Genomic DNA, 25,914 nt, shown 5'->3' on the forward strand with positions numbered 1-25,914 from the left:
GACACGAAAGTGATTCGCACACTCCAACATTGTGTATTATAATATTTGTTGAACTGTATCACTACGTGCGTGTGCCGTTCGCTTCGACAGGACGGCTGGGTGAATACATAGGCACACACGCTATCATCGCTACACAGCTTTCGGAATGAGGTGACGAATATGGGCAAAACGGTCTCCGAACACGCCGTTCCGTACGTACAAGTGTTAGACGAGAACGGTAAAGTGACCGATAAAGAATTGCTTCCGAATTTGACTGACGATCAACTGCGCGAAATGATGAAACGCATGGTGTTTACGAGAATTCTCGACCAACGTGCCATCAAATTGACGCGGCAAGGACGTCTTGGCTTCTATGCGCCTGTTGCAGGTCAAGAGGCATCGATGATCGGAAGTGAGTTTGCGACGGACAAGGAGGACTTCGTCGTCCCTGGCTATCGCGATCTCCCACAGTGCGTGTACCACGGGTACCCTTTGTACAAGTTGTTCCTCTACTCACGTGGTCATCAAGAAGGGGGCCGCGTCCCTGATGACGTGAACGTCATGATGCCGCAAATCATCATCGGCGCACAAATCGTCCAAACGGCGGGTATCGCACTTGGTTACAAACTGAAGGGCGAGAAACGCATCGCCATCACGTACACCGGTGACGGGGGTACCTCCCAGGGCGATTTCTACGAAGGAATGAACTTTGCGGGTGCCTACAAGGCTCCAGCTGTGTTCTTCGTACAAAACAACCAGTATGCCATCTCCGTCCCTCGCGAAAAGCAAACTGCCGCGGAAACGTTGGCACAAAAGGCAATCGCAGCGGGTATCCCAGGCGTACAGGTCGACGGGATGGACATTCTCGGCGTCTACGCTGCCGTGAAACAAGCGGCTGATCGAGCACGTGCCGGCGAAGGGCCCACCCTCATCGAGGCCGTCACGTTCCGCTATGGACCACACACCATGTCTGGTGACGACCCGACTCGCTACCGCACGAAGGAAACGGAAGCGACTTGGGAGAAGCGGGATCCGCTGGTGCGCTTCCGCACGTACTTGACGGAAAAGGGCCTCTGGTCTGACGACGAGGAACAGCAGGTCATTGAAGCTGCAAAAGACACCATCACCGAAGCGCTCAAGCAAGCGGACAGCGCGGCGAAGATGAAGGTTGAGGACCTCATCGATGTGATGTTTGAAGAACCTACGACGGCACTAAAACGCCAACGTGCTGAAATAAATGGCGAGGGGGCGAACTGAGATGGCACAAATGACCATGATTCAAGCCATCACCCATGCACTTGACCTCGAGTTGGCACGCGACGAAAAGGTACTGCTTTTCGGAGAAGACGTGGGCAACAACGGCGGCGTGTTCCGTGCGACGGAAGGGCTGCAAAAGAAATACGGCGAAGACCGCGTGTTTGATACGCCTCTGGCAGAGAGCGGCATCATCGGTCTCGCGAACGGCTTGGCTGTTCAGGGCTTTCGTCCTGTACCGGAAATTCAATTCTTCGGATTCGTGTTCGAAGCGTTTGACCAAATCGCAAGTCAAATCGCGCGCTTGCGCTACCGTTCCGGCGGGCGTTTTCACGCACCGGTGACCATTCGCTCCCCGTTCGGCGGCGGCGTTCGAACACCAGAGCTGCACTCGGACAGCTTGGAAGGGCTATTCTTGCAATCGCCTGGCATAAAAGTTGTCATCCCAAGCACGCCGTACGATGCAAAGGGCTTGTTGCTTTCCGCCATTCGCGATAATGACCCGGTCATCTTCCTCGAACACATGCGCCTGTACCGGTCTTTCCGTCAGGAAGTGCCGGAAGAGGAATACACCATTCCGCTTGGCAAAGCCAACGTCGTTCGCGAAGGCAAGGACGTTACTATCGTCACCTACGGCGCAATGGTCGGCGTCTCCCAAAAGGCCGCAGACCAATGGGCGAAGGACAAGGGCCTGCAGGCAGAGGTCATCGACCTGCGCACCATCAGCCCAATCGATATCGAAACCATCGCGGCATCGATTCAGAAGACGGGACGCGCTATCGTCGTCCAAGAGGCTCAACGCTCGGCTGGCGCAGGTGCGGAAATTGTGGCACAGATCAACGAGCAAGCCATCTTCCACCTGGAAGCACCGGTACTGCGCGTGACCCCGCCTGACACGGTTTATCCGTATGGCCTCATCGAGGATGAGTGGTTGCCCACGCAACAATCCGTTCTCGCCGCTTTGAATAAAGTCGTTAGTCTCTAATACCTGGAGGTGAACACTCGATGGCATTGTTTGAATTGCCGCTCCCAGAGCTAGGTGAAGGTCTGCATGAAGGCCGCATCAGCAAATGGCTCGTAAAACCAGGCGACAAAATCGAAGAAGATGACGCAATCGCCGAAGTTGAGAACGATAAATCGTTGGTCGAGTTACCTTCGCCCGTCACCGGTACGGTAAAGGAACTGAAAGTGCAAGAAGGGACCACCTCCGTCGTCGGCGATATCCTGATGATCATCGACGTAGAGGGAGATCTCCCCGAAGGCGCAACAGCCCACGCCGCCGGCGCTGCACAGGGCGAACCCGCGCAAGCCTCGACAGAGACCGCACAGGCACAGGCGTCGGCCGAGCAGACGAAGTCGACCGCGCCTGCCGCTGCGGCAGATGTCAAGAGTTCGGCGCGTGACGTGCTCGCCACACCTGGCGTCCGCAAGTATGCGCGCGACAAGAGCGTCGACATCACAAATGTCACTGGCACTGGCAATCATGGCAAAGTGACGAAGGAAGACATCGACAAGTTCTTGGCGGGTGGCAACCAAGCTCCGGCAGTCGAAGCTGCCGTCGAGACCAAAGAGGCGGCTGCACTGACGAAAGTCACGCAAGTCAGCGGCGACGAAGTCGAGGAACGCGTAGCGCTTCCGATGATTCGCCAAGCGATTGCCAAGGCTATGGTGAAGAGCGCCTACACCGCTCCGCACGTGACACTCATGGACGAAGTAGACGTCACAGAGCTCGTCAAGCTCCGCAAGGAGATAAAGCCCTTGGCTGCGGAACGCGGCACCAAGATCACCTATTTGCCGTTCATCGTAAAGGCGATGATCGCAGCACTGCGTCAAAGCCCACAATTGAATTCCACACTCGACGAGGAAAAACAGGAACTCGTATTGAAACATTACTACCACATCGGTATCGCAACAGACACCGACAGAGGTCTTCTCGTGCCGGTCGTACGCCATGCGGACAAGAAGAACATGTGGACCATTGCGGACGAAATCACCGATTTGGCAACACGTGGTCGAGCTGGTAAATTGGCACCGAACGAAATGCGTGGCAGCACCATCTCCATCACGAACATCGGCTCCGCGGGCGGCATGTTCTTCACACCGATCATCAACTACCCAGAGGTCGCCATCCTCGGTGTCGGACGCATCACCGAAAAGCCGATCATTCGCAATGGCGAGTTTGCAGTTGGAAACATGATGTCACTTGCCCTGAGCTTTGATCACCGCGTTATCGACGGTGCTCTCGGCCAGCGCTTCATCAACGACATCAAGCGTTTGTTGGAGAACCCGCGTCTCTTAATCTTGGAGGTGTAATTCATGGTCGTAGGCGAGATGTTGGAAGAGGTTGAGGTTCTAGTCATCGGTGCGGGCCCTGGCGGATACGTCGCCGCTATCCGCGCAGCGCAACTCGGGAAGTCGGTCACCATCGTAGACAAAGCTGAACTCGGCGGCGTCTGCTTGAACCGTGGTTGTATCCCATCCAAGGCACTGATTTCGGCTGCTCATCAATATGAGTCGGCGCGTGAGTCAGCATTCCCTGGAATCGAATCCACGGCGAAGTTGGACTACAAGAAGGTCCAAGAGTGGAAGCAATCTGTCGTCAACAAGATGACAGGCGGCGTACAGTCCCTCATGAAGGGGAACAAAATTACGGTCATCGATGGCGAAGCCTTCTTCACGAAGCCGGATGAAGTGCGCATTATGCACGAAAACGGTGGCCAGCGTATCAAATTCGAACAGTGTATCCTCGCGACCGGGTCGCGTCCGATCGAGCTGAAATCCCTGCCGTACGGCAAACGCGTGCTCTCTTCGACGGAAGCACTCTCGCTCGACGAAGTGCCAGAGCGCTTGATTGTAGTCGGCGGTGGGTACATCGGTGCGGAGCTCGGTCAGACGTTCGCGAAGTTCGGTTCGAAAGTGACCATCATTGAAGGCTTGGATAGCATCCTCGCCGCATTTGACAAACAGATGGTTCGCCTGGTCGAAAAGAACCTGAAGAAGTACGATGTCGAGATTGAGACCAAAGCCATGGCCAAGTCAGTCGAAGAGACAGACAATAGCGTAAAGCTGACCTACACGGACAAGTCTGGCGAAGAGAAGACGATTGAGGCGGACTATCTGCTCGTCACCGTCGGACGCCGACCGAACACCGACGAATTGGGTCTGCAAGACGCTGGCATCGAAGTCGGTGACAAGGGTCTCATCAAGGTGGATGGCCAATGCCGCACCACCAACCCGAACGTGTACGCCATCGGCGATATCGTCCCTGGCGCCGCATTGGCACACAAGGCGTCTTACGAGGGCAAGGTCGCAGCCGAAGCGATTGCAGGCATGCCGAGCGTCGTCGACTACCGTTGTATTCCTGCGGTCGTCTTCTCGGATCCTGAGATGGCATCCGTCGGCCTGTCCGAAGACGAGGCGAAGAAAGAGTACACGAGTGTCTCCGTAGGCCGTTTCCCGTACGCCGCAAACGGCCGTGCAACAGCCCTAAATCAGACGGAGGGCTTCGTGAAACTGATTGCGGATAAGGAAACAGGTGTCCTGGTAGGCGCGCAAGTGGTTGGCTATGAAGCATCCAACCTGATTGCAGAACTCGGTCTTGCGATTGAGATGAGTGCAACACTTGAGGACATCGCGTTGACCATTCACGCTCACCCAACTCTTGGAGAAATGGTGATGGAGGCCGCCGAAGTGGGCTTGGGATCGCCAATCCACATCGTCACTCGCTAAACCAGCTTCTCTCGCAAAAAAGGGCCGTCCCAGACGTCATCGAAGATGACTGGGATGGCCCTTTTTCATCTACGCCATTCAGGCTTCCTGCAACGAGCCTTGCCACCTAACCAACAACCTAGCGTCAGGAACGTACCGGCGGCAGTCCTTTCACAAAGCGCAATACTTCCTCAAGAGTACCTTGATGCTCGAAGTGGAACGTGCCCAGTTCACGGTCAATCAAGTTGTCCGTTACGAGATACGTGCGAATCCCTACGTGTCCAGCCGCCCCGTCCTCTTGTACGTCGTTTCCAATCATCATGCACTCATTCGGAGCCAGGTCCAAGGCATCCAAGATCTCCAGAAAGTACTTCGGATTGGGCTTGCAAAAATGGCTGTTTTCCATCGTCGTCACGAGCCTGAACCAGGATTCATCAAGCCCTGCCCAGCGCATTCTCGACTGTGTTGCGACCTCCGGAAAGATGGGATTCGTCGCCAGCACCAACTGGTACCCTTTGTCGTACGCAGTTCGACATATTTCCCGCGCAATGTTCGTCGGGGATGTCAAATCCTGCAGTTCCTGAAACGAGGAAGCGTAAAACGCCTCGAAAATTGGCCAAATCTGCGCTTCCTTCTCGGACTCGTTGTCGAAAAGCGCCCGACGAAACTTGTCCAGGTTCGTCAGGTGCACAACTTCGTTCTCCACAACGCGCCGCATTGCACCTAAGATCCACGGCGCCACTTCGTGCGGGTGAACGTGGTCTCGCAAGTGCGGCACCAGGCGTTCGAAGTATCCTCTCATGAACGAATCCAATTCGAACGGTAAGAGCGTGCCGTCGAGATCGAACAGGAGTGTCGTGAGCATATGTCTACACCATTCCTGGGAAGCCATTCTGACGCAACGCTTCAAATGCGACGATCGCGACCGCGTTCGACAGGTTCAAGCTCCTCGCCTTTGCGTCGTTCCGCATTGGAATGCGAATGACGTCGTCACGGTGAGCATCCAGCACATACCTTGGCAATCCAGCTGTCTCCTTGCCGAAAACGAGGAAGTCATTCATGCCAAACTGAACGTCGGTATACCACTGTCCGCCTTTTGTAGACGCGTAGTAAAACCGCCCTTCGGGATGAGTGTCCCAAAGTTCTTGTAAAGAGTCGTAGTAGGTGAGATCGAGCAAGGACCAATAATCGAGACCGGCACGCTTCAATTGTCGGTCGTCGGTTGAGAACCCGAGCGGTCGAACCAGGTGCAGCGAACTGCCTGTCACTGCGCACGTTCGGGAAATATTCCCCGTGTTCGCCGGGATCTCGGGTTCTACAAGTACGATGTTCATGTAGATACCTCCACCATTCTAATGCCATGAACAGTTTAGCACGTTCGTCGACGCAACAGAATGCTGATGGAGGTTCCGGCCGCCCTGTTTACGACGGCTGATCAGGCAGGTGAACGAACGCATACTTTGTGCGCTCTGTCCACGCTCGACTGTCATAGTACGTATACGGCCGATGGTAACTCGGGTCCGTATGTGCATTGACCAGCGGATTCCCCGAGTCATCAAAATCAGTCACAATGGTACTGTGATGGTACGTGCCGGATCCATTCCAATCGTAGAACACGAGGTCCCCCATCTTTAATTCCGATGGCGTGGACACCAGTTTTGCACCCACCTTCCTGCGCAGGTAGCGGTATAGCGCGTTGGAGGTAGCCCAGCTGTAACTCCACGATCCCTTCCTGTTTTGTACCCACCACCCGCTATCCCGCTTGCCGATGCCGGTCATCGGCAGCCCGCCAGCATGGAGACACTGTGAAATAAAATTGGTACAATCGTCCGCGATCCTAGGATAACGTGGGTTGAAATCGTCCCACCACACATCGGCGTAACGTGTGGCACGAACGCGATCATAGATCGCTTTACGCTGTGGATTCTGCGGTGTGCGCAGCGACTCTTCTATCCGAGGACCGACGTCCTCGTGCAAGAACGACTTGCCGTCGCTTGTCTCTTCCGCCTTCTGCAGGCGCCAAGATGTGTCGACATACCTCCACACCTGTCGGTGGACAATCGTCCGACATTCCACAGAAGGCGTGCGCGCATCCGTATACGCCCAGCAGATTTTCTCTACCGCGGTGACGTGTACCGTTTCCTTATCCTCTGCCACCTGCATGTCGACGATGTCGATATTGGTGTGTGCCCGACCCAATCGCTTGCCTTGGGCGAGATACGCCTGGCGTTTTCGTTCCGCCTGATGAACCGCCCTTGTCAACCATTTCGGACGGGTTCCATCTGGGATTACCCCCAAAAATAGGGACTCATTTTTTCTCAGCCAGTTTTGCGTGCGTGCGTCAAAATATTGACGAACCGCTTCAATACATGATTTCACCGCACCACACCTCACAGTTTAATGCTGTATTCTATGACAAACGCCGTGACTTGTGCATCATCTCCGGGGTGACTCATGAAACCCGGAATGAATTATGCTATACTACTCCGTGGAGCGCTGTTCTGTATGATGAGACAGAGGGGGAGCCATCCTTGGCGGACAATATCACCACATCGACGACAGTCCGCGCGGTCGAAAGAGCGCTAGACATCCTACTCTATTTTGCAAAATCCCCGCGTGAATTGAGCTTGAGTGAAATTGCGCGCGAGGTTGGGCTACACAAGAGTACGGCACATCGCCTGCTGCTGTCGCTACAGACAAAGGGGTTTGTTCGCAAACAGCCGGGATCGGACAAATACATATTGGGCTGGAGTGTGCTCGAACTCCTCGGGAATGTGTACCTGTCAGACGAGTTGACGACATTGGCGCTGCCTGAAATGGCAAAGTTGCGGGATGTCACCGGCGAGACCGTGAGCCTCTACATTCGGTCAGGTATCGAACGAATTCGAGTTCAAGCCGTCGAGAGCAACGAACCGATTCGCAACGTGGTCGCCATCGGAAAGAAATATCCGCTGTACATTGGCGCGTCCGGGAAAGTCCTGTTGGCATTTGCGGACGAAGCGGTGGTTGAAGAGGTTTTCTTGCGGGAACAAATCCCTCTCGACTTCGCGCGTGAGGATTTGTTGCGCCAATTGGACAAAATACGCATAGATGGTTATGCCGTTAGCATCCAGGAACGGGATAATGGCGCTGCGGCCATTGCCGCTCCTGTGTTTGGCCGCAATCGTGAATGCATCGCTGCGTTATCCATTTCCGGACCTGTTTCTCGATTTACAGTCGATAAGATGAATCAATTTGTCGACGCCCTGTGTGCATCGGCGGCCTGGCTCGCAAAGAGGCTCTCCCACTAAGTGTTTGTGCGAATCCACCCGTTCTGCATTCGAATTCCACATACACCAGCGCAAAAGTGAAGAAGTTGAGGTGAAAGGCATGTCTAAACCAACCATCGTCGTGATGGAAGGCGACCAAACGGGTCAGGAGTTACTCGAGCAGGCCTTGCGCGTGCTCTCCCCAGACGTGACCGGCTATGACGTCGCGTTTCAACGTTTTGACCTGAGCCTGGAAAACCGGCGCAAGACGAACAACCAAGTGGTTCATGAAGCCGCCGCTGCCATGCGGGAAAGTGGCTTAGGACTCAAAGCGGCCACTATCACACCGGAGACAAAAGGCGACGTCGGGAGTCCGAACGCGATTTTGAGAAAAGAGATCAACGGTACGGTGATTGTGCGTACCGGCCGCCGCATCCCTGGAATCGCGCCCCCGGTTGGCGTATACTCTCCAATCTCCGTCGTTCGCATGGCCGTGGACGATGCCTATGGGGCTAAAGAATGGCGGGAGGAGACCGAGGACGGCGAATACGCGTTCCGCACGGAAAAAATCTCGCGTGCCGTTTGTAAGGGCGTGGCCAAATACGCGTTCCAGCACGCAAAGCGCTTGAACGCCAAAGTGTTTGGTGGTCCAAAATTCACCGTGAGCCCGATTTACGAGGGTATGTTCAAGGAAGAGCTGGATGCTGCGGCAAAGCAGTACTCTGACGTGCAATACGACCCTCAGCTCATCGACGCGACCTACGCCTTGTTGCTCGTTAAAGCAGGTGAGCCGCTCGTGATCCCGGCCCTCAACCGCGACGGGGATTGTCTGTCGGACTTGGTCCTTCAGATGTTCGGCTCCATCGCCGGATCGGAATCGATGTTGTTGGCACTCGACGACGACTTCCGCCCGAACGTCATCATGGCGGAAGCCCCGCACGGTACGGCGCCAAGTCTGTTCGGAAAGAACATCGCCAACCCGATGGCCATGATTTTGGCTGGCGCGGCACTGCTTGGCTATCAAGATGACAAGCAAGCGCAATCCGTCTCCCGCGCCATCTACGAGAGTACGCTCGAGGCGATTATGGAAGGCACGCGCACGTCAGACCTAGGTGGCAGTTCGACGACTACCGAGTTCACCGATGAAGTGATTCGCCGCATTCGGACGAAACTTGAAGTCTGGAGCACATTTGGCGACGGAATGTAATGGTGAAAACAGTGCAGCAAGCCCGAGAGACAAGTCGAATGCGACCTTGTTCTCCGGGCTCTTTTTGTTGGCTTGATGGCCGTTTGCGGGCACCTGCCCAGCCGATCTACTGCGCCGCGGAATAGGCTGATGTCATCTAATCCTTCGTTAGGTGATGGTGATGACAAAACGACAAAAGATGCCAGACTGGTTTGAGGAAATCGCTGCGGAATTTATGAAGCCACCCTATTTTCTGCAGGCCCAATTCGACGCGAAGTCGGGCCTGAACACAACCGCCGCGCAGGCCGCACAAGACGTTCCCCCCCGCTCCTTCGAGCCGCGCTCCGGCAATGGACAGCGGCGGTCCACCGCGGGTGGAGTCCGTCAGGCGTCAGCCGGCGTACCTACCAGCGACGAGGAGGCGACATCAGACGTTCGCCACAGTGGTCCGGACCTCTGCCAAGCCCGGCCGCCAGGGACGCGCCCTCGGCGAAGTACGACTGCCTCCGGTGCCAATGATCCACTCGTGCCAGCGACCGTGCTTGAGCGGTACCCAATTGATGTGGACCGCAGGGAACAACTTCCCGACATCCTGCGCGTCGTCACGGAAGACGAACAGCGGTATGCGGTCAAACGAACCACGATCTCACTGCCACACGTGTGGTTTATTCACAAAATGTTGAAATACGCACAAAAACAGGGATTCACTCGATGCAGCAAACTGTTGATGACCAAAAAGAAGTCGCCTGGTGTGGTATATGGCGGAAATGTGTACTACGCTTCGGAGTGGATTGATGGACAACCTGCAAACTTCGCCTCTGCCGAGCACGTTGCGCAAACGGCCTATGCCCTTGCCCAATTTCACGAAGCCACGCGAGGTTTTACATCGGAAAAGTTCGTGCCAGAAGATGCGTTTGACCTGTTGGAGATGACGAAACAGCGGAATCGAGATCTGCGCCAACTGCTCTATCGCGCCGAGGCGATGAAAGACAAGGACGAATTCGATCAGCTATTTGTATCGTTGAAATCCGCTCTGCAGGACGACGCCGCAGAGAGCCTTCAGTTGCTACAACAAAACGAATGCGCCGCTTTTTTAAGCCACGACAAAACGCACCCAGGAATCTGTCATCTCGACGTCATCCCCGGGAACTGTCTGTACGCGCCCGACCACAATGTGCACCTCATCGACTTTGAACTGTCGACCTTTGCCCCGAGGGTTCTGGACATGGCACACCTCTTGCGGCGGAGCCTGCAGGTCAACAATTGGAGTGGAGACATCGCCTACGCGTGTTTTCTCCATTTTGACACGGTCAAGTCGATACCGAAGGTGGAGTATCGGCTAGTTGAGGCCCTGTTGAAGTTCCCGTATCGCGCCTGGCGTTTGGCCCACACTCGCTACAACTTCTTCAAAGACCCGGCGCAAATCGACGATCTCCTGGCTTACGCAGACCAAGAGGCGCGTCGACAGTCGTTTTTAAAGTCATTTACGGCCCAAGTCCGCAGTCTGTCGGTCGGCGACGACTGACCGCTCGTGATGCAGCAAAGAGGCTTTCAAATCGGTCTCACTGCCCGCGTAGCCGACTAGCGCACCGTTCGCCCCGATGACGCGGTGGCACGGAATGACCACCGCAATGCGGTTCGCCCGATTGGCCTGCCCAACTGCGCGAACCGCGAGTGGGTTGCCAATGTGCACCGCCAATTCGCTGTAGGACCAAGTCTGTCCATACGGGATAGCGCGGAGTCCAGCCCAGACCGCCTCTTGAAACGGGGTTCCCTGGTACACCAATGGCACGCGAAACTGTTCCGCGCCCCGATGAAAGTACGCATGTAGTTCCGCTTCCGCCTGGTCCGCAAACGTTCGAGCGCGATCCCCCGCTCTGCACTTGTCCAAAAGTGCCTGAAACCGATGGAGTGTCCCCCAACTGGCATACATCAATCCGCTTTCACAAGTCATGATAGAGAACGGGCCAAACGGGGTATCCACGGTTCGTCCGCACACTTCACCGATAGACATCTTGAGGATGCTGCGTTCAATCGTGTTCATGACAGGCCTCCAGTGCATTTCGCAATTCTTCTCGAACGACGTCATCCGCCTCGGCGTCGAGCGCCGTGGAGAGCGCCTGCGATGCCTCTGGGCCGCCCAGTTTGCCGAGTGCCCACGCCGCACTCGACCGCAACTCGGTTCGCTCACTCGCCAAAAATGGGACCAACTCCGGCACCGCCCCGCGAACTCCCGTGTTGCCGAGCGCGATGAGCGCGTTTCGTTGAAGGGTGCGAAGCCCTCGCCACGCCATCGCCGTATGTCCAAACTTGCGCATGAATTGTCGATTCGACATGTGCAGAAGTTCCACGAGATCAGGATACGCCAACTCGTCACTCGGCCCAAATGCATCGACGTGGGACGGCTCAACATCTCGATTGAATGGACATGTCGACTGGCATACATCGCACCCCCAGACTCGACGGCCCAATTTGTCTCGAAATTCGAGGGGAATGACGCCCTTCATCTGTGTAACATACGATAGACAACGAGTCGCATCAATGACGCCGGGTGCGAGAATCGCTCCTGTAGGACATGCCTGCAAACATCGCTTACACGTGCCGCACAGGGCACCGACGCTCGGGGGATTTGCGGTGATGGGGGGAATGGCGAGATCGACAAGCATGGCGCCCAGAAACACGTAAGAGCCGTGTTTGTGGCTGTAGAACATCGCATTTTTTCCGATCCAGCCGAGACCCGCACGCTCGGCTATTCGCCGATCCACGAGCGGCGAGGTGTCGACGGACAGCTTCATGTCGATGTCCCGACCGACAGCCGCCTCCATCCGTCGATGCAGAGCCCGAAGCTTGTCCGCCAAAACGCGATGATAATCGATTCCATAAGTGTAGTGGGACGTCAGCCCGTAGGTGCGCCCACTTGGGTGCGAGCGGGCGGTGCGCGCCCCTTCCTCGGTCAGATACGGAAGGGCGATGACGACGATGGATACCGCTGTGTCCATCCACAAAAGAGGATTGATCCTCGCCTGGATATCCTCCGCTTCAAAACCCGTGCGGCCGCGACTGGCGTACGATTCAAGCCACGGAATCAACTCTGGAAACGGAGAAGTATCGGTCACTCCGATATCGTCGATGCCCTCTTCCCTAGCCAGCGCTTGCAGCGCGAGTAGGTCAAACTGAGCGCTCATCGAGGGATGGCCGCCCTCGCCAGTTCGTCGCACCGCTCGTTCCACGCGACACCCGCGTGGCCCTTGACCTTTTTCAATTGCACCTGATGGGGTGCCATCGCCGCAAGTAATGCCTCCCACAGGTCTCGATTCTGAACGGCGTCACCCTTACTGTTCCGCCAGCCGTTCTTTTGCCAGTTGACGTACCACTTTTGCTGGAAGCAATTCACCACATACGCGGAATCGGAGTAGACGACCACTTCACACGGCTGCTTCAAGACCTGGAGCGCCCCGATCACGGCCATGATCTCCATCCTCTGATTCGTCGTGTGCACCTCGCCACCAGACACTTCCTTGATGTGCTCCCCATATTTCAAGACGGCTGCCCACCCCCCGGGGCCGGGATTCTTTGAGCATGCGCCGTCCGTGTAGACGACAACTTCCTTCACTGCGTCACTCACGCCTTGGCAACCTCCTCGATGACAAGGCTATCGCCCGTGGAACAAGAACAAACCGTTCCACGCCTTGCCGTTCGCTCCCAGCATATAACGATGGGGTGAGTCGGTCAAACCCCATCATCTGCCCACCGCCCCCGGCGTATTCAGTTCAAGAGCTTCCAAATCGTCGCGCCGCTCGCAAACAGCGTCACGACCCCGAGGAGGGCTGCGGATGTCGCGGCCACGAGGTGCTTTTGACTACTCATCCAACGCGTAAACGACATCGTGTAGATAAAGATGATCACAGGAATGACCATGGCCAGGATAAATCTAAGCATGGCGAACGCTCCTCCTTCGTCTTCGCCTGTCTCCGGGCCCGTCGTGTGGGCCTCGCAGACCACGGCGCAACACGCCGATGAACAACACCGCGATAGGCAATGCGAAGACAATCACCCAACCCCAACTCATCAAATACCTCCCGTCCACGTTTACCACTTGCACCCAGTTGTCGGCCCACATGGCGATGGACCAGGACAGCAGGGAGAGAACCGGGATAGCAGGCCGATAAGTAGGCCAACCGAACGCCTTCCCCAAAAGGTACGCCGAGCACCACAGCGTCACGGCCATTTTGACGGTGGCAGAGGTGACCCAGAGAAAGATGAAGACGCTCTCCATCCTCTGAAAGAAGGGTCCGAGGTAGATAAGCCGCGCCAATCGGTACAGGGCGAACGAAACTTGTTCCGACTCCACCGCTGGGAACACCATGTGATAGGTGACGATGAGAAACGTCAGCAGCAACGTCGACACCGTGATGCTCACCGAACCGATTTGGCGCATCTGTCTGGGATCATGTGCGTGTTTGTAGATAATGGTCAGCAACAGCACGTTAGAGAATACTGCGCTGTATCTAAAGGACCCGTTCAAAACGTGGTTGACTCCTGTACCCCAAATCGGTAACAGAAAGGACACATGCCACCAATTCATCGTGGCCACGCACACGCCAATCAGCCCAATCAGGAGGATTGGCAAGAAGATATACGCGGTACGGCAGATTCCTTCGAGTCCTGCGTACGCAATATAGCCAACGGCCGCCATAAACACTCCACCGACCAGCAATATCGGTGTGGAGGGCAGCACGGTGCTGATCACGTTCTCCGTGAATTCGCGCACGACGACTGCTGTGGTGCACAGGAAGTAGGCCGCAAACACGATGGCGATGAGCGCGGCACCGATTCTCCCGAATATTTCCTTGCTGACTTCGACGATGTCCAATTGGTGAAAGTACTTGCGCAACACCCACTCCACCAGAAAAAATAGGACGAGCGTCATCATCCCTGAGATAATCGGCTCCATCCACGCCGCTTCATAAGCAGATTGACTGACGTATTGCGGATACGTGAGGAACGCGTTCGTTGCGACCACGATGATGAGCATCGCCGTCAACTGATTGGCAGTGATTCGGGCTTTCTGCTGCTGGTCTTTCACGATTTGTCACTCCCCTTCTTATCGGCGCCCTTGCGCGCGCCTGTGTCCGAACTCCATGGCCTTGTAATCGGTTGTTGTCTCCAACTGCGAAGAGGATTCAAAAATACAGGTCGACGATTCATCGTGTACACGGGCCCGCGCAACAACACGTCCCTGGAACTTCCTTTACTCGGGGCGATAGGGGAGAGAATCGGAACGCCAAACGACTTCTGCATCGACAAGCGCACCGCGTAGACGCAGCAGAGAATCGCGATGCCGTAGAAGCCCAAAACAGCAGCGGCCAACAAGAATAAAAAGCGAGTGATTCGAATCGCCATACTCAGTTCGTAATTCGGTATGGCGAATCCCGCCAACGCCGTGGTCGCCACCACGATTACCAACAAGGGACTGACGATGCCCGCCTGAACTGCCGCTTGTCCAATAATGAGCGCCCCCACAATACCGATGGTGGGACCGATGACAGAAGGGATGCGAATCCCGGCCTCGCGGATCAGTTCGATGGCGAACTCCATGAGTAAAATTTCGACGATAACAGGAAAGGGAACTTGTTCGCGACTTCCCGCGATGGCGAGCATCAAGTCGGTCGGCAGCATTTCTGGGTGGTAGTTCGTCACCGCGACGTACAACGCCGGGAATAGCAACGCCACGAACAGGGCCACCCAGCGAAGACAGCGGATAAACGTCCCCGCCTGGAAACGAAGATTGGCGTCCTCCGAGGTGTGAACCATCGAATATAGGACAACCGGTGCGATTAAGACATACGGGTTGTTGCCAACGAATATCGCGGCGTACCCTTCTGCCAAGGATGCCGCAACCCTGTCCGGCCGCTCCGTCGACAACACCTGCGGGATGAGCCTACTCGGCTGATCCTCGATGAACTGTTCTAACATTCCCGCGCTCGAGACATAATCCACGTCAATCGCCTTGATCCGCCGGCGCACTTCGCGAACGAGTTTCGGATTCGTCACGCCGTGCACGTACATGACTGCCACGTCGATGGTGGCGAGGTTGCCGACGCTGTAGATCTCAGTGACCAAATGCTCGGAACGGAATCGAGCGCGGACCAGCCCCGTGTTGGCCCGAAAGCTCTCCGTAAACGAGTCGTGCGCCCCTCGCACCACCGCCTCCGCCTGCGGTGGTCCTATAGAGCGATGTTCCCATCCTTTGGTCTCGACCGATAAAGCGCGGTTGCAACCGTCGAGCAACACGGCGGTCGATCCCGACAACACCGTTTGTACCACCTCCGACCACTTTTCCAGCATAGCCGTCTGATTGCTTGTCAAGATTTTCTCCGCGATGTACTCCATATTCCGACGAGGTTCGTCGTGGACAAACTCGGTGAATAGCATCAAGCGCTCGAGAATGTCCTGATTGATTACGGTTTTGTCCGCCATCCCGTCGATAAATACCGCGAGCCCCCGCCACGGTTTCTTGGTCTGTACCCCAACGCTAAACTCGCGGACGACGATGTCCTTGTTCTGCGGCAGATGAAAGAACCGTTCGATTCGTGCCTTCATCTCGTCTATCGAGACGGGCAAATCCTCATCCTGGCCGACGTGCGATTTTCGTACTGCTTCGTTATATTCGTCTGTCCCTCTGCGGATAAATTCGCGCATCGACACGGGGCGCCTTGTCTCCGTCTTGTTTTCGTCCGTATCGAAGTCGATGACTTCGGGGGTCTGCTTATTGCCGTCGGCCTCGTAACTCGTATCCGATTCGTCGTCAACGAGCGTAAATTGTTGGTCCAGGACGGTGTCGTCCACTGTAACCAAGCGCTTTAACAAGGAAGTGAATCTGCTCTGCACGAGTGTTTCCTCCCGGTCCTAGAATCTCCATATATCCTGTGACACCGGTGCAGAGCTTATGCTTCCTTGAAAATATGCGGTCGAGGGGTTGGTGTGGGAGAACAGGGGTTAGTGCGCAGTGGTCCCTTGTGCAATGGCAGACGGGGACATCATGACCTGCAGCGTAAGCTGTTGAGTGGTGGACGAATAGTTTAGGATTCGAACACCAAACGGCTGCTGCGGCCGCTCGGTGAAATTCAGTTGAATCGTTTGATGATTCGCGTCGAGATTGATCCAATTCGGCCATTGGAGGTGTTTTAACAGCAGGAATAAAAGGCTGTTGGGAACAGGTACCTCTCCCATCGACGCGCTTTGTACCTGTAAGTTCAAATTGCCGTTCTCCACGTCCGGTACGAATACCAGGTGAAATGGGACGACCTTATCGAGCAGTTTCACACCGAGATCGCAATTCCACGTGGACGCAAACTGAATGTGTGCATAGCTCATAATTTTTTGGACGTCCGCTTCTTGCGTGAGCTCATACGCAAGGTAGCTGTTGATGGCGTCCTGACCAATCACCACTTGTACCGCGGCGGTTTTGCTGTCGTCCTGTGTGGACTGCATATTTTTTACCGATGAGGAACTCTGGGACGGGAAGGTGTCCAAAACAATGAGTCCTCCGACGAAGACGAGGATGTTCAAAGACAACAAAATGATAAAGCCGCGCTTCCACCACATGTAGTTGAACCTCCTCGCGCCTGTTCAAGGCTGTGATCAGGACGTCTTTACGGCGCGCCCTTTTCGTCCAGCTGTACTGCGGAAGTACTGACAATGCTCCTGAATTGGGCACGCTTCGCACTTTGGCTTTCGCGCGGCGCAAATCTGCCGCCCATGGTGAATCAACCAATGATGCGCTTGTGACCACTGACTTTTTGGGACGCGTCGGCAGATTTGCCGCTCGGTGTCGTCCGGCGAATCGCTCTTCGCGAGTCCAATCCGGTTGGACACCCTTAACACATGTGTATCCACCGCCAGCGCAGGTATGCCAAATGCGTTGGACAAAACGACGTTGGCCGTCTTGCGCCCGACACCTGGCAGTTTGACGAGCTTGTCCCGATCGGCAGGAACCTCGCCGCCGTACTGCTCCATGAGGATCCGGCAGGTAGCCACAATGTTCTGGGCTTTAGACCGAAACAGGCCGACCTCGCGGATGTCTTCCTGGACTTCCTCCGCCGTTGCGGCAGCGAAATCTTCAGGGCCGCGATACTTTTGAAACAGGCGCTCTGTGACGATATTGACACGCACATCTGTACACTGTGCAGACAACATCGTCGCGATGAGCAACTCGAACGGATTTGAGTGATTGAGGGCACACTTGGCATCAGGATAGCGTTTCGAAAGCTTATCCATCACCTCTACCGTTTCCTTTTTAGACAACAGGGCCACTTGACACCACCTCTTCTACATGTGCTCTGTGGTACCGATAGCGTGGAGTCTTCGCCCGCTCCATTCGCCCTTCGTCCTGAAGCCTGGCGAGGAGCACCTCCCGGACGAGCGGCCTTTGATAGGTCACGTCGCGCGCGTTTCGAAATGCCCCAAAGACGGGTGAAAGCCATAAGTATTCGCACGTGACCACACGGTATTCCCGATCCTCTTGCACTGGCTTGCCGCCAATCCGGATCTCTCGAACCGTGGGCGCATCGCCTTCCCCGTTCGTCACGTCAATGATGGCACCGGACACGACAAGGTAGCCGATTAGACCACCGCGAAAGCCAAACCCGATGCCACGTCTTGCATACGTCGCCTCTTGAATCCCTTGGTTGAACACGGCGATGAGTTCGTGGCCGGTGAGCGTCACCACGATAGGGCGGGTCGGCGTTGGACACGCGCCTAACAAATGAATGAGCTCGATATCCCCCGACAACAAACTGGCGTTCAGCGCCCCTGTCATCATCACACAGAGGTCTCCCGGAATCTCATCGTACATGACGTCCGCAAGCAAGTTTGCGAATGCCGACTCTCGCTCATAGATCACGGGCAATGGTTCAGCGATGGTCGCCACGCGCCGATGGAGCGTTTCTGACACGCCTTCACAGTGATCGACATACGCCTTCTCCATCCGCTCGTCGTACGGTGATTCGAGCAAGACCTCGATTGGCATTGCCGACACGCCAATCACGCGTCTGTTCGCGTCCAATGTGATGGTGGTATGCCCAAACGTGCGGGCATGTTTGCCAGGTTGGAAAATGGCGGTGTGATTTACCCAATCCGGTTCGGTCATAAATTCGTGCGTGTGCCCTCCGAGGATGACATCCAAATGTGCCACATCGCGCGCCAACTGGTGATCTGTCCGCCTGCCCAGGTGAGACAAACAGACGATGACGTCACAGCGCGCACCGCGCAGTTCCTGCACGGCGGCCTTCGCGCGCTCAAACGGATCTTCCGCCAGGACGCCGAGCATATCGTAAGGCAGCGTGTAGTTGGGCGTCAGCCCGAACACGCCGATGCGTACTTCATTGCGCACGTAGACGTGATAATCGGAAAAATAATCGAAGGCGCCCTTCGTCGGCTGCCGGAAATTGGTCCCATAAACGACGGTATTCGCATGTTGTGTCAAGGCGGGCCAACACTCTACGGGAATCGTGAGACCCTCGTTGTTGCCAAACACCCAGCCATCGACGCCGAGCGCTGCCATCATGTCGACATTGACCACGCCCATCGTCGCCTCTGTCTCGGGCCGGACCCTATCCAGTACATCTCCGAGGTCGAACGTCAGCACAATATCGCCCTGGTCAACGAGAGACGAGCGCAAAGCGCGCAATTGGTGACCCAATCGCATATAGCTCTCCAATTGACTATGTACGTCGTTCACATGAAGTAAGTGGATTTGCACGGCTTCACCTCACAACGCGTATCTGCCCTACGACAACCGATACAACGGGACAAGCGTCTCCAGAACCGCTTCCGCAGCGCCGAGGAACTGACTTGCGGACATGTTCACGACCGCTTCGCGCTCGTACCGCTTTCCGACGAGGAGCTCCGCCTTTTTCACCGTCCGAAGTCTGTCCGCAAACCGAACGATATCCTCTTCCCGGACATCACTCGCCGGAATCGCAACCGGACTTGTGTGATCTGGTATCCACATAAAGTCCGACGGAATCCGCTCATGTATTTGATGCGCGTTTCTTCCCATCCATTCGCCAAACGCGACTTTTTGCGACGCTTCATAGATGTATCCAAAGGTGACGAACAGATGCGTCTGCCACAAGCCGATTTGAAAATGAGGGTGTTGTTTATACCCACGCGCGTTCGTACTAAACGCCACCCAGGTGTCGTTCGGTGGATTGACTGTGCGACGCGCGTGTTTCGCCACGTGCGCGTAGACCTCCTCCCCGAGACGCGGCGCTAGAAATGATGTAAAGTGCTCGCCAAGTGCCTCTAGTTTGGGTCGCACGTGCGCTTTTATCGCATCCATCCGAGCGTCGAGACCCGGTACGGAGAATACCTCAAAATCGACTTCCTGAAACCCCGAGAACAAACTATCGCCCCCCAACAACGTTCATCTATACACTAGACAAGACTAGGCTTATCCGCAAGCGTCACCGGCGTCGCGTCCGACTCCTGGCCATGTACACGCGCGCGTTTTCTTTGGATCCGCAACAATCGATGCGAAAGCGCACGCTCGATGGGCGACTGCGCGACGTCCGCTGTCAAGACAGGTCGGGCCTCCACGCGATGAGGAATGGCGAGGTGGTGTCCCGAAGATGGTTTGACAAGTCGCCGCAGTGCTTCCTCGACGACCTCTTCGGCTCGTGCGAGATCTCGTCGACGGTGTTCGAAACACTTTGCAAGTTCGACCAGCGGTTCCACTCGCTCCGGATAATCGGTCGCCATCTGCGCCCAGAGGTGACAAGCCTCGTCCTCGTTGTGCTGCCGTTTGAGGAACAGACTGTACAACCAGTGCGCGCGCCAACTTGCGTCCTGTGCCTGGGCAGCTCGTTCATACGAGAGGGCCGCCGCCTGTACTTCGTGCCATGCGTCATACCACGAAGCGAGTGCCAAATGCGTGGGCGACGGAAGATTGGACTCCTCGCCGTTCAACAGCCGAGCGATTTCCACCTGCAAGACCACCAACGAGCAAACGTCCATTAAATTGTGGGATATCACCGGTTCGACCACTTGCACATCACGCGACTCGAGAAACTGAAAATACCGTTCAGGTGCCTGACTCCCCGGCAAATCGTCGAGGCGATGGACGCCGAGGACACCCCGCTCGAGTTCAACGAGCTTCACACTCGCCAACTGCGACTTCCACAGCCTGCGACTGGGGTGGAGCAAGTCTAGTTGTCCACGTTCCAGGCGGTCCAAATGGTGCAAGACGCGCCGATTCTGGTACAAGGGCCAGTCAAAGGATTTGCCGTTGAACGTCACGACGGTCACCCCTTCGGGTAGATGGTGCTCGGCGATGGCGTGAAGGACGGCTGCTTCCGCGCCGTGGTCGTCAACGAAGTACTGCATAAAACACAACTCGTCGTGTTCGAAGTAGCCAATGGTGTGTAAAAACGGAAAGGTGCCCGCCCCGGTCCCAAGACCGTTGGTCTCCACGTCGTAGTAACGCATCCAGGATGGATCCACTGGGCCGCCCACGAGGTGCGCGAGACCGGTGTAGTCCACTTCGAGCACGTCCGCGAACAGGTGGTGCCCGTGCCGCGTGAATACGTCGAAGGTGGTCTTGCGACGCCAACAGTGTCCGTAAGGCGTCTCCAAGCGCTCAAAGCCGGCCCGCTCGAAGGCGTCATCACCGCTTACAGGTGTTGTGTCAGCGTCTGGGGATTGGCCCGTCTCTGGCACAGCGACAGGCTCTTGTGACTGCTTGACCGACTGTTCGAGCGCGCGCAATTTATCTAGCAAACTGCGGGCCACGCCCATCACACCCTTCTTGTCGCGAGAGGGGGTCGATGGACGATGCGAGTAACATCTGGGCGCGTTCCTTCAAATGTTCCTCAGACTGGCCTGGACCAACGCAAGCCGGGCACCCACTCTCGCACGGACATTGTCGAATCATGTCGAACGCGGAAGAGAGGATCAGATCTCTATCACGAAAAATCCGCTCGGACAATCCGATCCCGCCTGGGTACGCGTCGTAGACGTACATCGTCGGTCGCTGGCCGAGTGGGTCACGCACCTGAACGGTGACATGCAAATCGGACGTCGCGCACATGCAGTGCAGTGCACAGGCGTGCTTGAGCAGGTGGCCCATGCCTTTCAAGGCGCTTTCCCATTCCTCCTGGTTGAACTGGAAGCTGTGCGGGGCCCAGGAAACCCAATAACCGACCGTGTGCAATTCCGCTTCGGGCAGATAAATCCGGCCCCATCCAAGGTTTTCGTGCGTGTCGAACTTGATCTTCTTAAACAGCGTCGGCGTCGCATTGACCGCGACCTCGCCAAAGGTGTGTACGGCCTCCGGCCGCTCGTCGACGCGCTCCAGTTCGTCGAGCACCTGAAGCCGAACGGCGAGCTCTGCATCGGTGTAATAATCCGCCTCGACGGCGCGGACGAACGCCTTCCCGTTGGCGAGGTCGAGCTTTTCAACCTGGTACGATCTCGCCTGATGCAAATAGATGGCCTCTTCGTGCAGTGTCGTCAGGGCGCTGAACCTGTCGGTCTCTCCGATAACGCGCGGCCGCGGTTCCGTCTCGTCGACGATGACCACATTTTCCTGTGCAGCGCTGCGCAGGGACACGCCGGCACTCGGCAACGCGTCGGCCATCCAGTGGTATTTCCCGTCGCGACCGGCGTGCAGGATTCGAGCATCGGCAAGGTATTTCAACAATTCGGAAGTGGTTTCGACAGAAAACGACTCATCGGAGCCAAACGGCAACTCGTACGCCGCACACTTTAGGTGGTCCATCAAGATTAACAAGTTATCTGGATAGATTCTCGCCGACTCAGGAGACATCTCGAGTAACGCCTCAGGGTGGTGCACAAGGTATTGATCTAGTGCGGATGCATTGGCGATAAACATCGCCAACGACACACCTCGCCGCCTCCCGGCACGCCCGCTCTGCTGTAACACGGAAGCGACAGAGCCAGGGTAGCCAACCGTCAACGATGCGTCGAGCGCGCCGATGTCGACTCCGAGTTCGAGGGCATTGGTGCTCACCACACCGCGCAATTGGCCGCTACGCAGCCCGCGCTCAATCGCTCGCCGTTCACTCGGCAGATACCCGCCGCGATACCCGACAATCCCGCCTCGAAGCCGGTCTCTGGCATCGGCCTTCAGGTACGACGACAAGACCTCGACCTGCGTCCTCGTCTTCACAAACGCGATGGTGGCGATATCCTCGCCGAGCAGCCTCCCAGCCATTCTCCTTGCGACTTGCAGGCTTGATTGTCGCAGCCCCAATTGCTGGTGGACGACGGGCGGATTGTACAACACCGTGTGACGCTCGCCTTGCGGTGCACCCGACTTGTCCACCACGTAAACCTCACGGCCCGTCAGCAAATGCGCGAGCTCGCCAGGGTTTTGAATGGTCGCTGAGCTCATGATGTACTGCGGCTTCGCACCATAAAACGCGCAGATCCGCTCCAACCGCCGCAGGACGTTGGCGAAGTGGCTGCCGAATACGCCGCGATAAATATGCGTCTCGTCGATAACGATGTACTTCAGGTTCTCAAATAACCGCAACCACTTGGTGTGATGCGGGAGAATCGCAGCGTGCAGCATATCGGGATTCGTCACCACGATGTGGCCTGCTTCCCGGATTTTCTGCCGCGCGTGGACGGGTGTATCTCCGTCATATGTAAACGAGTTAATTTGTGTCTCGACATGCTCAATGAGTTCGCTCAATTCCGCCACTTGGTCCTGCGCGAGGGCCTTCGTGGGGAAGATGTAAAGTGCACGGACCGACGGGTCCTCACAGATGGCATTGAGGACAGGTAGGTTGTAGCACAGTGTCTTGCCGCTGGCTGTCGGCGTCACGACCATCGTGTCACGACCCGCCTGAATGGCCTTCCACGCCTCTTCTTGATGACTGAAGAGCTGCTTGATGCCGCGGCTCTTGAGCGCCTTCAACAGGTCCTCGTGCGCCGCCGACGGAATCGACCGAAACTGTCCCGGCGTCGCTTGCGTCACTTTCCAAGCCGCCACTTGGGACATGAACGACGGGTCCCGTTGCCACTCGGCGAGCAATTGCTCCAGATTCATTGTGCCCTCACCTCTCTACTTTACTACGATAGAAACGCCTGTCCAACCGCACATCCGACATGTTTCGACGCAAAAAGCACGAACTCCTGTTCGGATTTTTTGGGAATTTAAGTGACTGTAGGCTGTCCTAACCGGGCTTTCTACGAAATTTCAATTCAACAGGTCACGATTTCAAAAATGGATCATAGCATGATAATGAGAAGCCCATAGAGGCACTGTATGAATCTTGTACAGCATGGAAATAAAGTATAGTACAGACTGTAGGGAGGAATCACCTTGCAAATGGTAGAGAAATGGGCCTCGCGCTCAGACGCGTGGACACCTGATGATGATATTCGTTTGGCGGACTTGGTACTCAAACACATCCGCAACGGAAGCACACAACTGAAGGCGTTTGAAGAGGCGGCCAGTTTGCTTGGCCGGACGCCTGCAGCATGCGGATACCGTTGGAACGGCGTGGTTCGCAAAGATTATCGCGCCGAGATCGAGGCGGCAAAGCAGAGCAGAAAGAATGGCGTATCTGAACCCGCAAGAACTTTCGACGCAACTACTTCCACCCCAGTTGTCGAAGCACTTCCGCATACCACCAGCGATTCGATGAAGGACGTCATTGACTTCCTCCAAACATATGACGAGCAATACCATAAACTCCGGGCATACTTAACTCAGATTGAGAAGGAAAAGCACGAGTTGGCTGAACAGGTTGAGTCATTACAAAGGCAGTTGCAGACGCAATCGGTCGTCATCGAGAAGGACGTGACACCCGAACAATTAGAGGAGGATTCTCGTACGCTATTTGCCATTATGGAACGTGCTCGCAAGCTGTTAGGGGACACTGGTCGCCCTAATCCTGAGAGCTAATGGAATGAATGGAATTATGTATACAACGATGTCCGCCACCCTAGCCCGGTGGCGGGATGAAATACCCCCTGCCGCCGCTGCGCCTGCTGCACAAGCCATTCAGAAGCCGCTTCTGCTGCCCGCACCCACTCTGGTAGGTAGGTAACCTTGCGCTCTCTGAACTCTTTTTCATCAACCAACTTTACTTGTCCATCGGTGACGATGACGTCGAGGTCGAGATCAATATAGACGATGTCCTTTGCGATGAGCGCCGGCGCCATCACGTTACAATAGTAGTCCGTCCCAGACTCCTTCAACAGCATGAAGACCTGAAAGTAGACGTTTGGCCAAAAGAAGGCGACGACAGGGTAGTCACTCGCCCACGTTTGGCCGTTCGCCTCGACGACGGGACTCCCGGCGGGGATTCGGTATGCGCCTTTGACCGTCGTCGGCAACACCTCTGTCCACCGCCGATGTGGACTTCCATCCGCATGAATACTCACAATATTCACGAGTCTGCCCCCCCACCAGCGTCTTTGTCCACCTCCGTGAAGTTCGGCAACAGGTCCACAAACATGTGCGTTCGAAGCAGCCCTTTAGCTCCAATCAGGATAATCGGCCCGATGAACAACCCCAAAACCCCAATCACTTTCAATCCAACGTACAGTGAAAACAGGGTCGTTAACGTATCGAGTCCAACCGTATCCGCCAAAATTTTCGGCTCCACCATGTGCCGAATCAACGAAATGACAACCTGCAGGCCAAGGACCTTCAGCGCGAGCGACACATCTCCGATAACAAGTGCACCAATCGCCCAAGGGACGGTCAAAATCGCTGACCCCAAAATCGGAATGAGCCCCGACAAGCCGAACAAAATGCCGAGCAGCACCGCGTAATGAACATGTAGCACCAACATCCCGACGACGCCTAGCACGGCAGACATGCACATCAAAATAAACTGCACGCGAATCGTCCCGAGAAATGCCCTGGACATGTCGTCGAGGATGCTATTGATCTTCTTGTCCCATCCCGGTGGCACGATGCGTAAAAATCTGGTCATCATCCGCTCGTGGCGCAACATGATGAAAAAGGCTGTAACCACCGCGACGACGCCCACGAACAACATCTCCGGAATCTGCGTAAACGAGCCGAGGAGCGAAGTGACAAACCTGCGCATGGAACTCTCAATACTCTGACCGAGTTGGACGAGTGCGTTCTGGATCTGCGTACCTACCTGTGGCGGCATCTGCCCATAAAAGACCTTACCTGCCGTGAGTTTTCGGTGGATAAAATGGTCCGCATATGTAAAGAACGATTGGCTGTTCGCGATAAAAGATCCCGCCTCGCGCGTCGCCCCAATGGTCACACCTAGCATCACCGCGATGGCAGCCGCCACCATACAAATCAACGTGACGACCACAGCGACCAGCCTCGATACCCCAACCCGCTCCAACCATCTCGTGGGGGGGATTAAGAGGATTGCAAACACCCACCCAATGACGAATGGGAGGATATACTTCATGAGATATCCAAGCAACAGTGCGAACACAATGATAAACACCAGCATGAAACACACTTCTAAAACACGCCAAAGGTACCGGCGCATTTCCACATCCCGACGC

General features: G+C 55.8%; 25 protein-coding genes. 8 read left to right on the plus strand and 17 right to left on the minus strand.

All coding sequences use genetic code 11. The annotated features are described in order from the left end of the window. Window positions 1-159: 159 nt before the first annotated feature. Genes pdhA through lpdA form a run of 4 tightly spaced genes read left to right on the plus strand, consistent with a single transcriptional unit; the run spans window position 160 to window position 4,962 of the window. Window positions 160-1,236 carry a pyruvate dehydrogenase (acetyl-transferring) E1 component subunit alpha gene (gene pdhA, locus NZD89_RS25530; protein ID WP_268005470.1) on the plus strand — a complete coding sequence of 359 codons (1,077 nt, stop codon included), beginning with the start codon at window positions 160-162 and terminating at the stop codon, window positions 1,234-1,236. 1 nt (window position 1,237) lies between these two features. Beyond that, complete coding sequence (locus NZD89_RS25535) at window positions 1,238-2,218, plus strand: alpha-ketoacid dehydrogenase subunit beta (RefSeq protein WP_268005471.1); 981 nt, start codon at window positions 1,238-1,240, stop codon at window positions 2,216-2,218. A gap of 20 nt (window positions 2,219-2,238) precedes the next feature. Further along, window positions 2,239-3,546 (plus strand): dihydrolipoamide acetyltransferase family protein, encoded by a 1,308-nt coding sequence (locus tag NZD89_RS25540; protein WP_268005472.1) that lies wholly within the window; start codon window positions 2,239-2,241, stop codon window positions 3,544-3,546. A 3-nt stretch (window positions 3,547-3,549) separates the two neighbouring features. Next, window positions 3,550-4,962, plus strand: coding sequence for a dihydrolipoyl dehydrogenase (gene lpdA / locus NZD89_RS25545; RefSeq protein ID WP_268005473.1), 1,413 nt, complete (start codon window positions 3,550-3,552; stop codon window positions 4,960-4,962). Between the two features lie 124 nt (window positions 4,963-5,086). Here lpdA and NZD89_RS25550 read toward each other — a convergent pair whose 3' ends face one another. From NZD89_RS25550 to NZD89_RS25560, 3 genes are all read right to left on the minus strand, one after another. Next, window positions 5,087-5,806, minus strand: coding sequence for an HAD family hydrolase (locus NZD89_RS25550; RefSeq protein WP_268005474.1), 720 nt, complete (start codon window positions 5,804-5,806; stop codon window positions 5,087-5,089). A 4-nt stretch (window positions 5,807-5,810) separates the two neighbouring features. Continuing rightward, window positions 5,811-6,275 (minus strand): tRNA (cytidine(34)-2'-O)-methyltransferase, encoded by a 465-nt coding sequence (locus tag NZD89_RS25555; protein ID WP_268005475.1) that lies wholly within the window; start codon window positions 6,273-6,275, stop codon window positions 5,811-5,813. An 88-nt stretch (window positions 6,276-6,363) separates the two neighbouring features. Continuing rightward, on the minus strand, window positions 6,364-7,320 hold the full coding sequence (locus NZD89_RS25560) for an amidase domain-containing protein (RefSeq protein ID WP_268005476.1): 957 nt from the start codon (window positions 7,318-7,320) through the stop codon (window positions 6,364-6,366). Window positions 7,321-7,472: 152 nt separating this feature from the next. On the opposite strand from NZD89_RS25560, the gene NZD89_RS25565 reads away from it, so the two are divergent. From NZD89_RS25565 to NZD89_RS25575, 3 genes are all read left to right on the plus strand, one after another. Beyond that, window positions 7,473-8,231, plus strand: a complete 759-nt coding sequence (locus NZD89_RS25565) for an IclR family transcriptional regulator (protein ID WP_268005477.1) — start codon at window positions 7,473-7,475, stop codon at window positions 8,229-8,231. Window positions 8,232-8,310: 79 nt separating this feature from the next. Then, window positions 8,311-9,396 carry an isocitrate/isopropylmalate family dehydrogenase gene (locus tag NZD89_RS25570; RefSeq protein WP_268005478.1) on the plus strand — a complete coding sequence of 362 codons (1,086 nt, stop codon included), beginning with the start codon at window positions 8,311-8,313 and terminating at the stop codon, window positions 9,394-9,396. 160 nt (window positions 9,397-9,556) lie between these two features. Continuing rightward, on the plus strand, window positions 9,557-10,900 hold the full coding sequence (locus tag NZD89_RS25575; RefSeq protein WP_268005479.1) for a YutH/CotS family kinase-like spore coat protein: 1,344 nt from the start codon (window positions 9,557-9,559) through the stop codon (window positions 10,898-10,900). On the opposite strand, the gene NZD89_RS25580 is transcribed toward NZD89_RS25575, so the two are convergent. The 12 genes from NZD89_RS25580 to NZD89_RS25635 all read right to left on the minus strand — a co-directional run bounded on the left by NZD89_RS25580 (window position 10,856) and on the right by NZD89_RS25635 (window position 23,452). Beyond that, the gene (locus tag NZD89_RS25580) at window positions 10,856-11,419 is read right to left on the minus strand and encodes a methylated-DNA--[protein]-cysteine S-methyltransferase (RefSeq protein ID WP_268005480.1); all 564 of its coding nucleotides are present in this window, start codon (window positions 11,417-11,419) and stop codon (window positions 10,856-10,858) included. The two genes, NZD89_RS25575 and NZD89_RS25580, sit on opposite strands and share 45 nt — an antisense overlap. Further along, window positions 11,406-12,560, minus strand: a complete 1,155-nt coding sequence (gene queG / locus NZD89_RS25585) for a tRNA epoxyqueuosine(34) reductase QueG (protein ID WP_268005481.1) — start codon at window positions 12,558-12,560, stop codon at window positions 11,406-11,408. Before queG ends, NZD89_RS25580 begins: the two co-directional genes overlap by 14 nt. Then, the gene (gene rnhA, locus NZD89_RS25590; RefSeq protein WP_438938760.1) at window positions 12,557-12,988 is read right to left on the minus strand and encodes a ribonuclease HI; all 432 of its coding nucleotides are present in this window, start codon (window positions 12,986-12,988) and stop codon (window positions 12,557-12,559) included. Before rnhA ends, queG begins: the two co-directional genes overlap by 4 nt. Window positions 12,989-13,140: 152 nt before the next feature. Continuing rightward, entirely contained in the window at window positions 13,141-13,314 is a 174-nt protein-coding gene (locus tag NZD89_RS25595; RefSeq protein ID WP_268005483.1) for a hypothetical protein, read from the minus strand. Further along, on the minus strand, window positions 13,307-14,461 hold the full coding sequence (locus NZD89_RS25600; protein WP_268005484.1) for a GerAB/ArcD/ProY family transporter: 1,155 nt from the start codon (window positions 14,459-14,461) through the stop codon (window positions 13,307-13,309). Before NZD89_RS25600 ends, NZD89_RS25595 begins: the two co-directional genes overlap by 8 nt. Next, on the minus strand, window positions 14,458-16,266 hold the full coding sequence (locus NZD89_RS25605) for a spore germination protein (RefSeq protein WP_268005485.1): 1,809 nt from the start codon (window positions 16,264-16,266) through the stop codon (window positions 14,458-14,460). The genes NZD89_RS25600 and NZD89_RS25605 overlap by 4 nt, the downstream gene beginning before the upstream one ends. A gap of 108 nt (window positions 16,267-16,374) precedes the next feature. Further along, window positions 16,375-16,983 carry a DUF2140 family protein gene (locus NZD89_RS25610; RefSeq protein WP_268005486.1) on the minus strand — a complete coding sequence of 203 codons (609 nt, stop codon included), beginning with the start codon at window positions 16,981-16,983 and terminating at the stop codon, window positions 16,375-16,377. 36 nt (window positions 16,984-17,019) lie between these two features. Further along, window positions 17,020-17,691 (minus strand): endonuclease III, encoded by a 672-nt coding sequence (nth, locus tag NZD89_RS25615; RefSeq protein ID WP_268005487.1) that lies wholly within the window; start codon window positions 17,689-17,691, stop codon window positions 17,020-17,022. Beyond that, window positions 17,675-19,138: a bifunctional metallophosphatase/5'-nucleotidase gene (locus NZD89_RS25620; protein ID WP_268005488.1), complete on the minus strand. Its 1,464-nt coding sequence runs from the start codon at window positions 19,136-19,138 to the stop codon at window positions 17,675-17,677. The genes nth and NZD89_RS25620 overlap by 17 nt, the downstream gene beginning before the upstream one ends. A gap of 27 nt (window positions 19,139-19,165) precedes the next feature. After that, the gene (locus NZD89_RS25625; RefSeq protein ID WP_268005489.1) at window positions 19,166-19,783 is read right to left on the minus strand and encodes a YktB family protein; all 618 of its coding nucleotides are present in this window, start codon (window positions 19,781-19,783) and stop codon (window positions 19,166-19,168) included. A 32-nt stretch (window positions 19,784-19,815) separates the two neighbouring features. Next, window positions 19,816-21,168 (minus strand): ribonuclease H-like domain-containing protein, encoded by a 1,353-nt coding sequence (locus NZD89_RS25630; RefSeq protein ID WP_268005490.1) that lies wholly within the window; start codon window positions 21,166-21,168, stop codon window positions 19,816-19,818. After that, the gene (locus NZD89_RS25635; RefSeq protein WP_268005491.1) at window positions 21,146-23,452 is read right to left on the minus strand and encodes a DEAD/DEAH box helicase; all 2,307 of its coding nucleotides are present in this window, start codon (window positions 23,450-23,452) and stop codon (window positions 21,146-21,148) included. The genes NZD89_RS25630 and NZD89_RS25635 overlap by 23 nt, the downstream gene beginning before the upstream one ends. A 282-nt stretch (window positions 23,453-23,734) precedes the next feature. Here NZD89_RS25635 and NZD89_RS25640 point away from each other — a divergent pair, with 282 nt between their 5' ends. After that, window positions 23,735-24,313 carry an RsfA family transcriptional regulator gene (locus NZD89_RS25640; RefSeq protein WP_268008615.1) on the plus strand — a complete coding sequence of 193 codons (579 nt, stop codon included), beginning with the start codon at window positions 23,735-23,737 and terminating at the stop codon, window positions 24,311-24,313. Between the two features lie 14 nt (window positions 24,314-24,327). Here the strand turns inward: NZD89_RS25640 and NZD89_RS25645 are convergent, their stop codons facing one another. Together NZD89_RS25645 and ytvI are read right to left on the minus strand one after the other, a co-directional pair. Further along, complete coding sequence (locus NZD89_RS25645; RefSeq protein ID WP_268005492.1) at window positions 24,328-24,804, minus strand: DUF402 domain-containing protein; 477 nt, start codon at window positions 24,802-24,804, stop codon at window positions 24,328-24,330. Next, entirely contained in the window at window positions 24,801-25,859 is a 1,059-nt protein-coding gene (gene ytvI / locus NZD89_RS25650) for a sporulation integral membrane protein YtvI (protein ID WP_268005493.1), read from the minus strand. Before ytvI ends, NZD89_RS25645 begins: the two co-directional genes overlap by 4 nt. Window positions 25,860-25,914 lie beyond the last annotated feature (55 nt).

Source organism: Alicyclobacillus fastidiosus (assembly GCF_026651875.1).
GTDB lineage: Bacteria > Bacillota > Bacilli > Alicyclobacillales > Alicyclobacillaceae > Alicyclobacillus > Alicyclobacillus fastidiosus.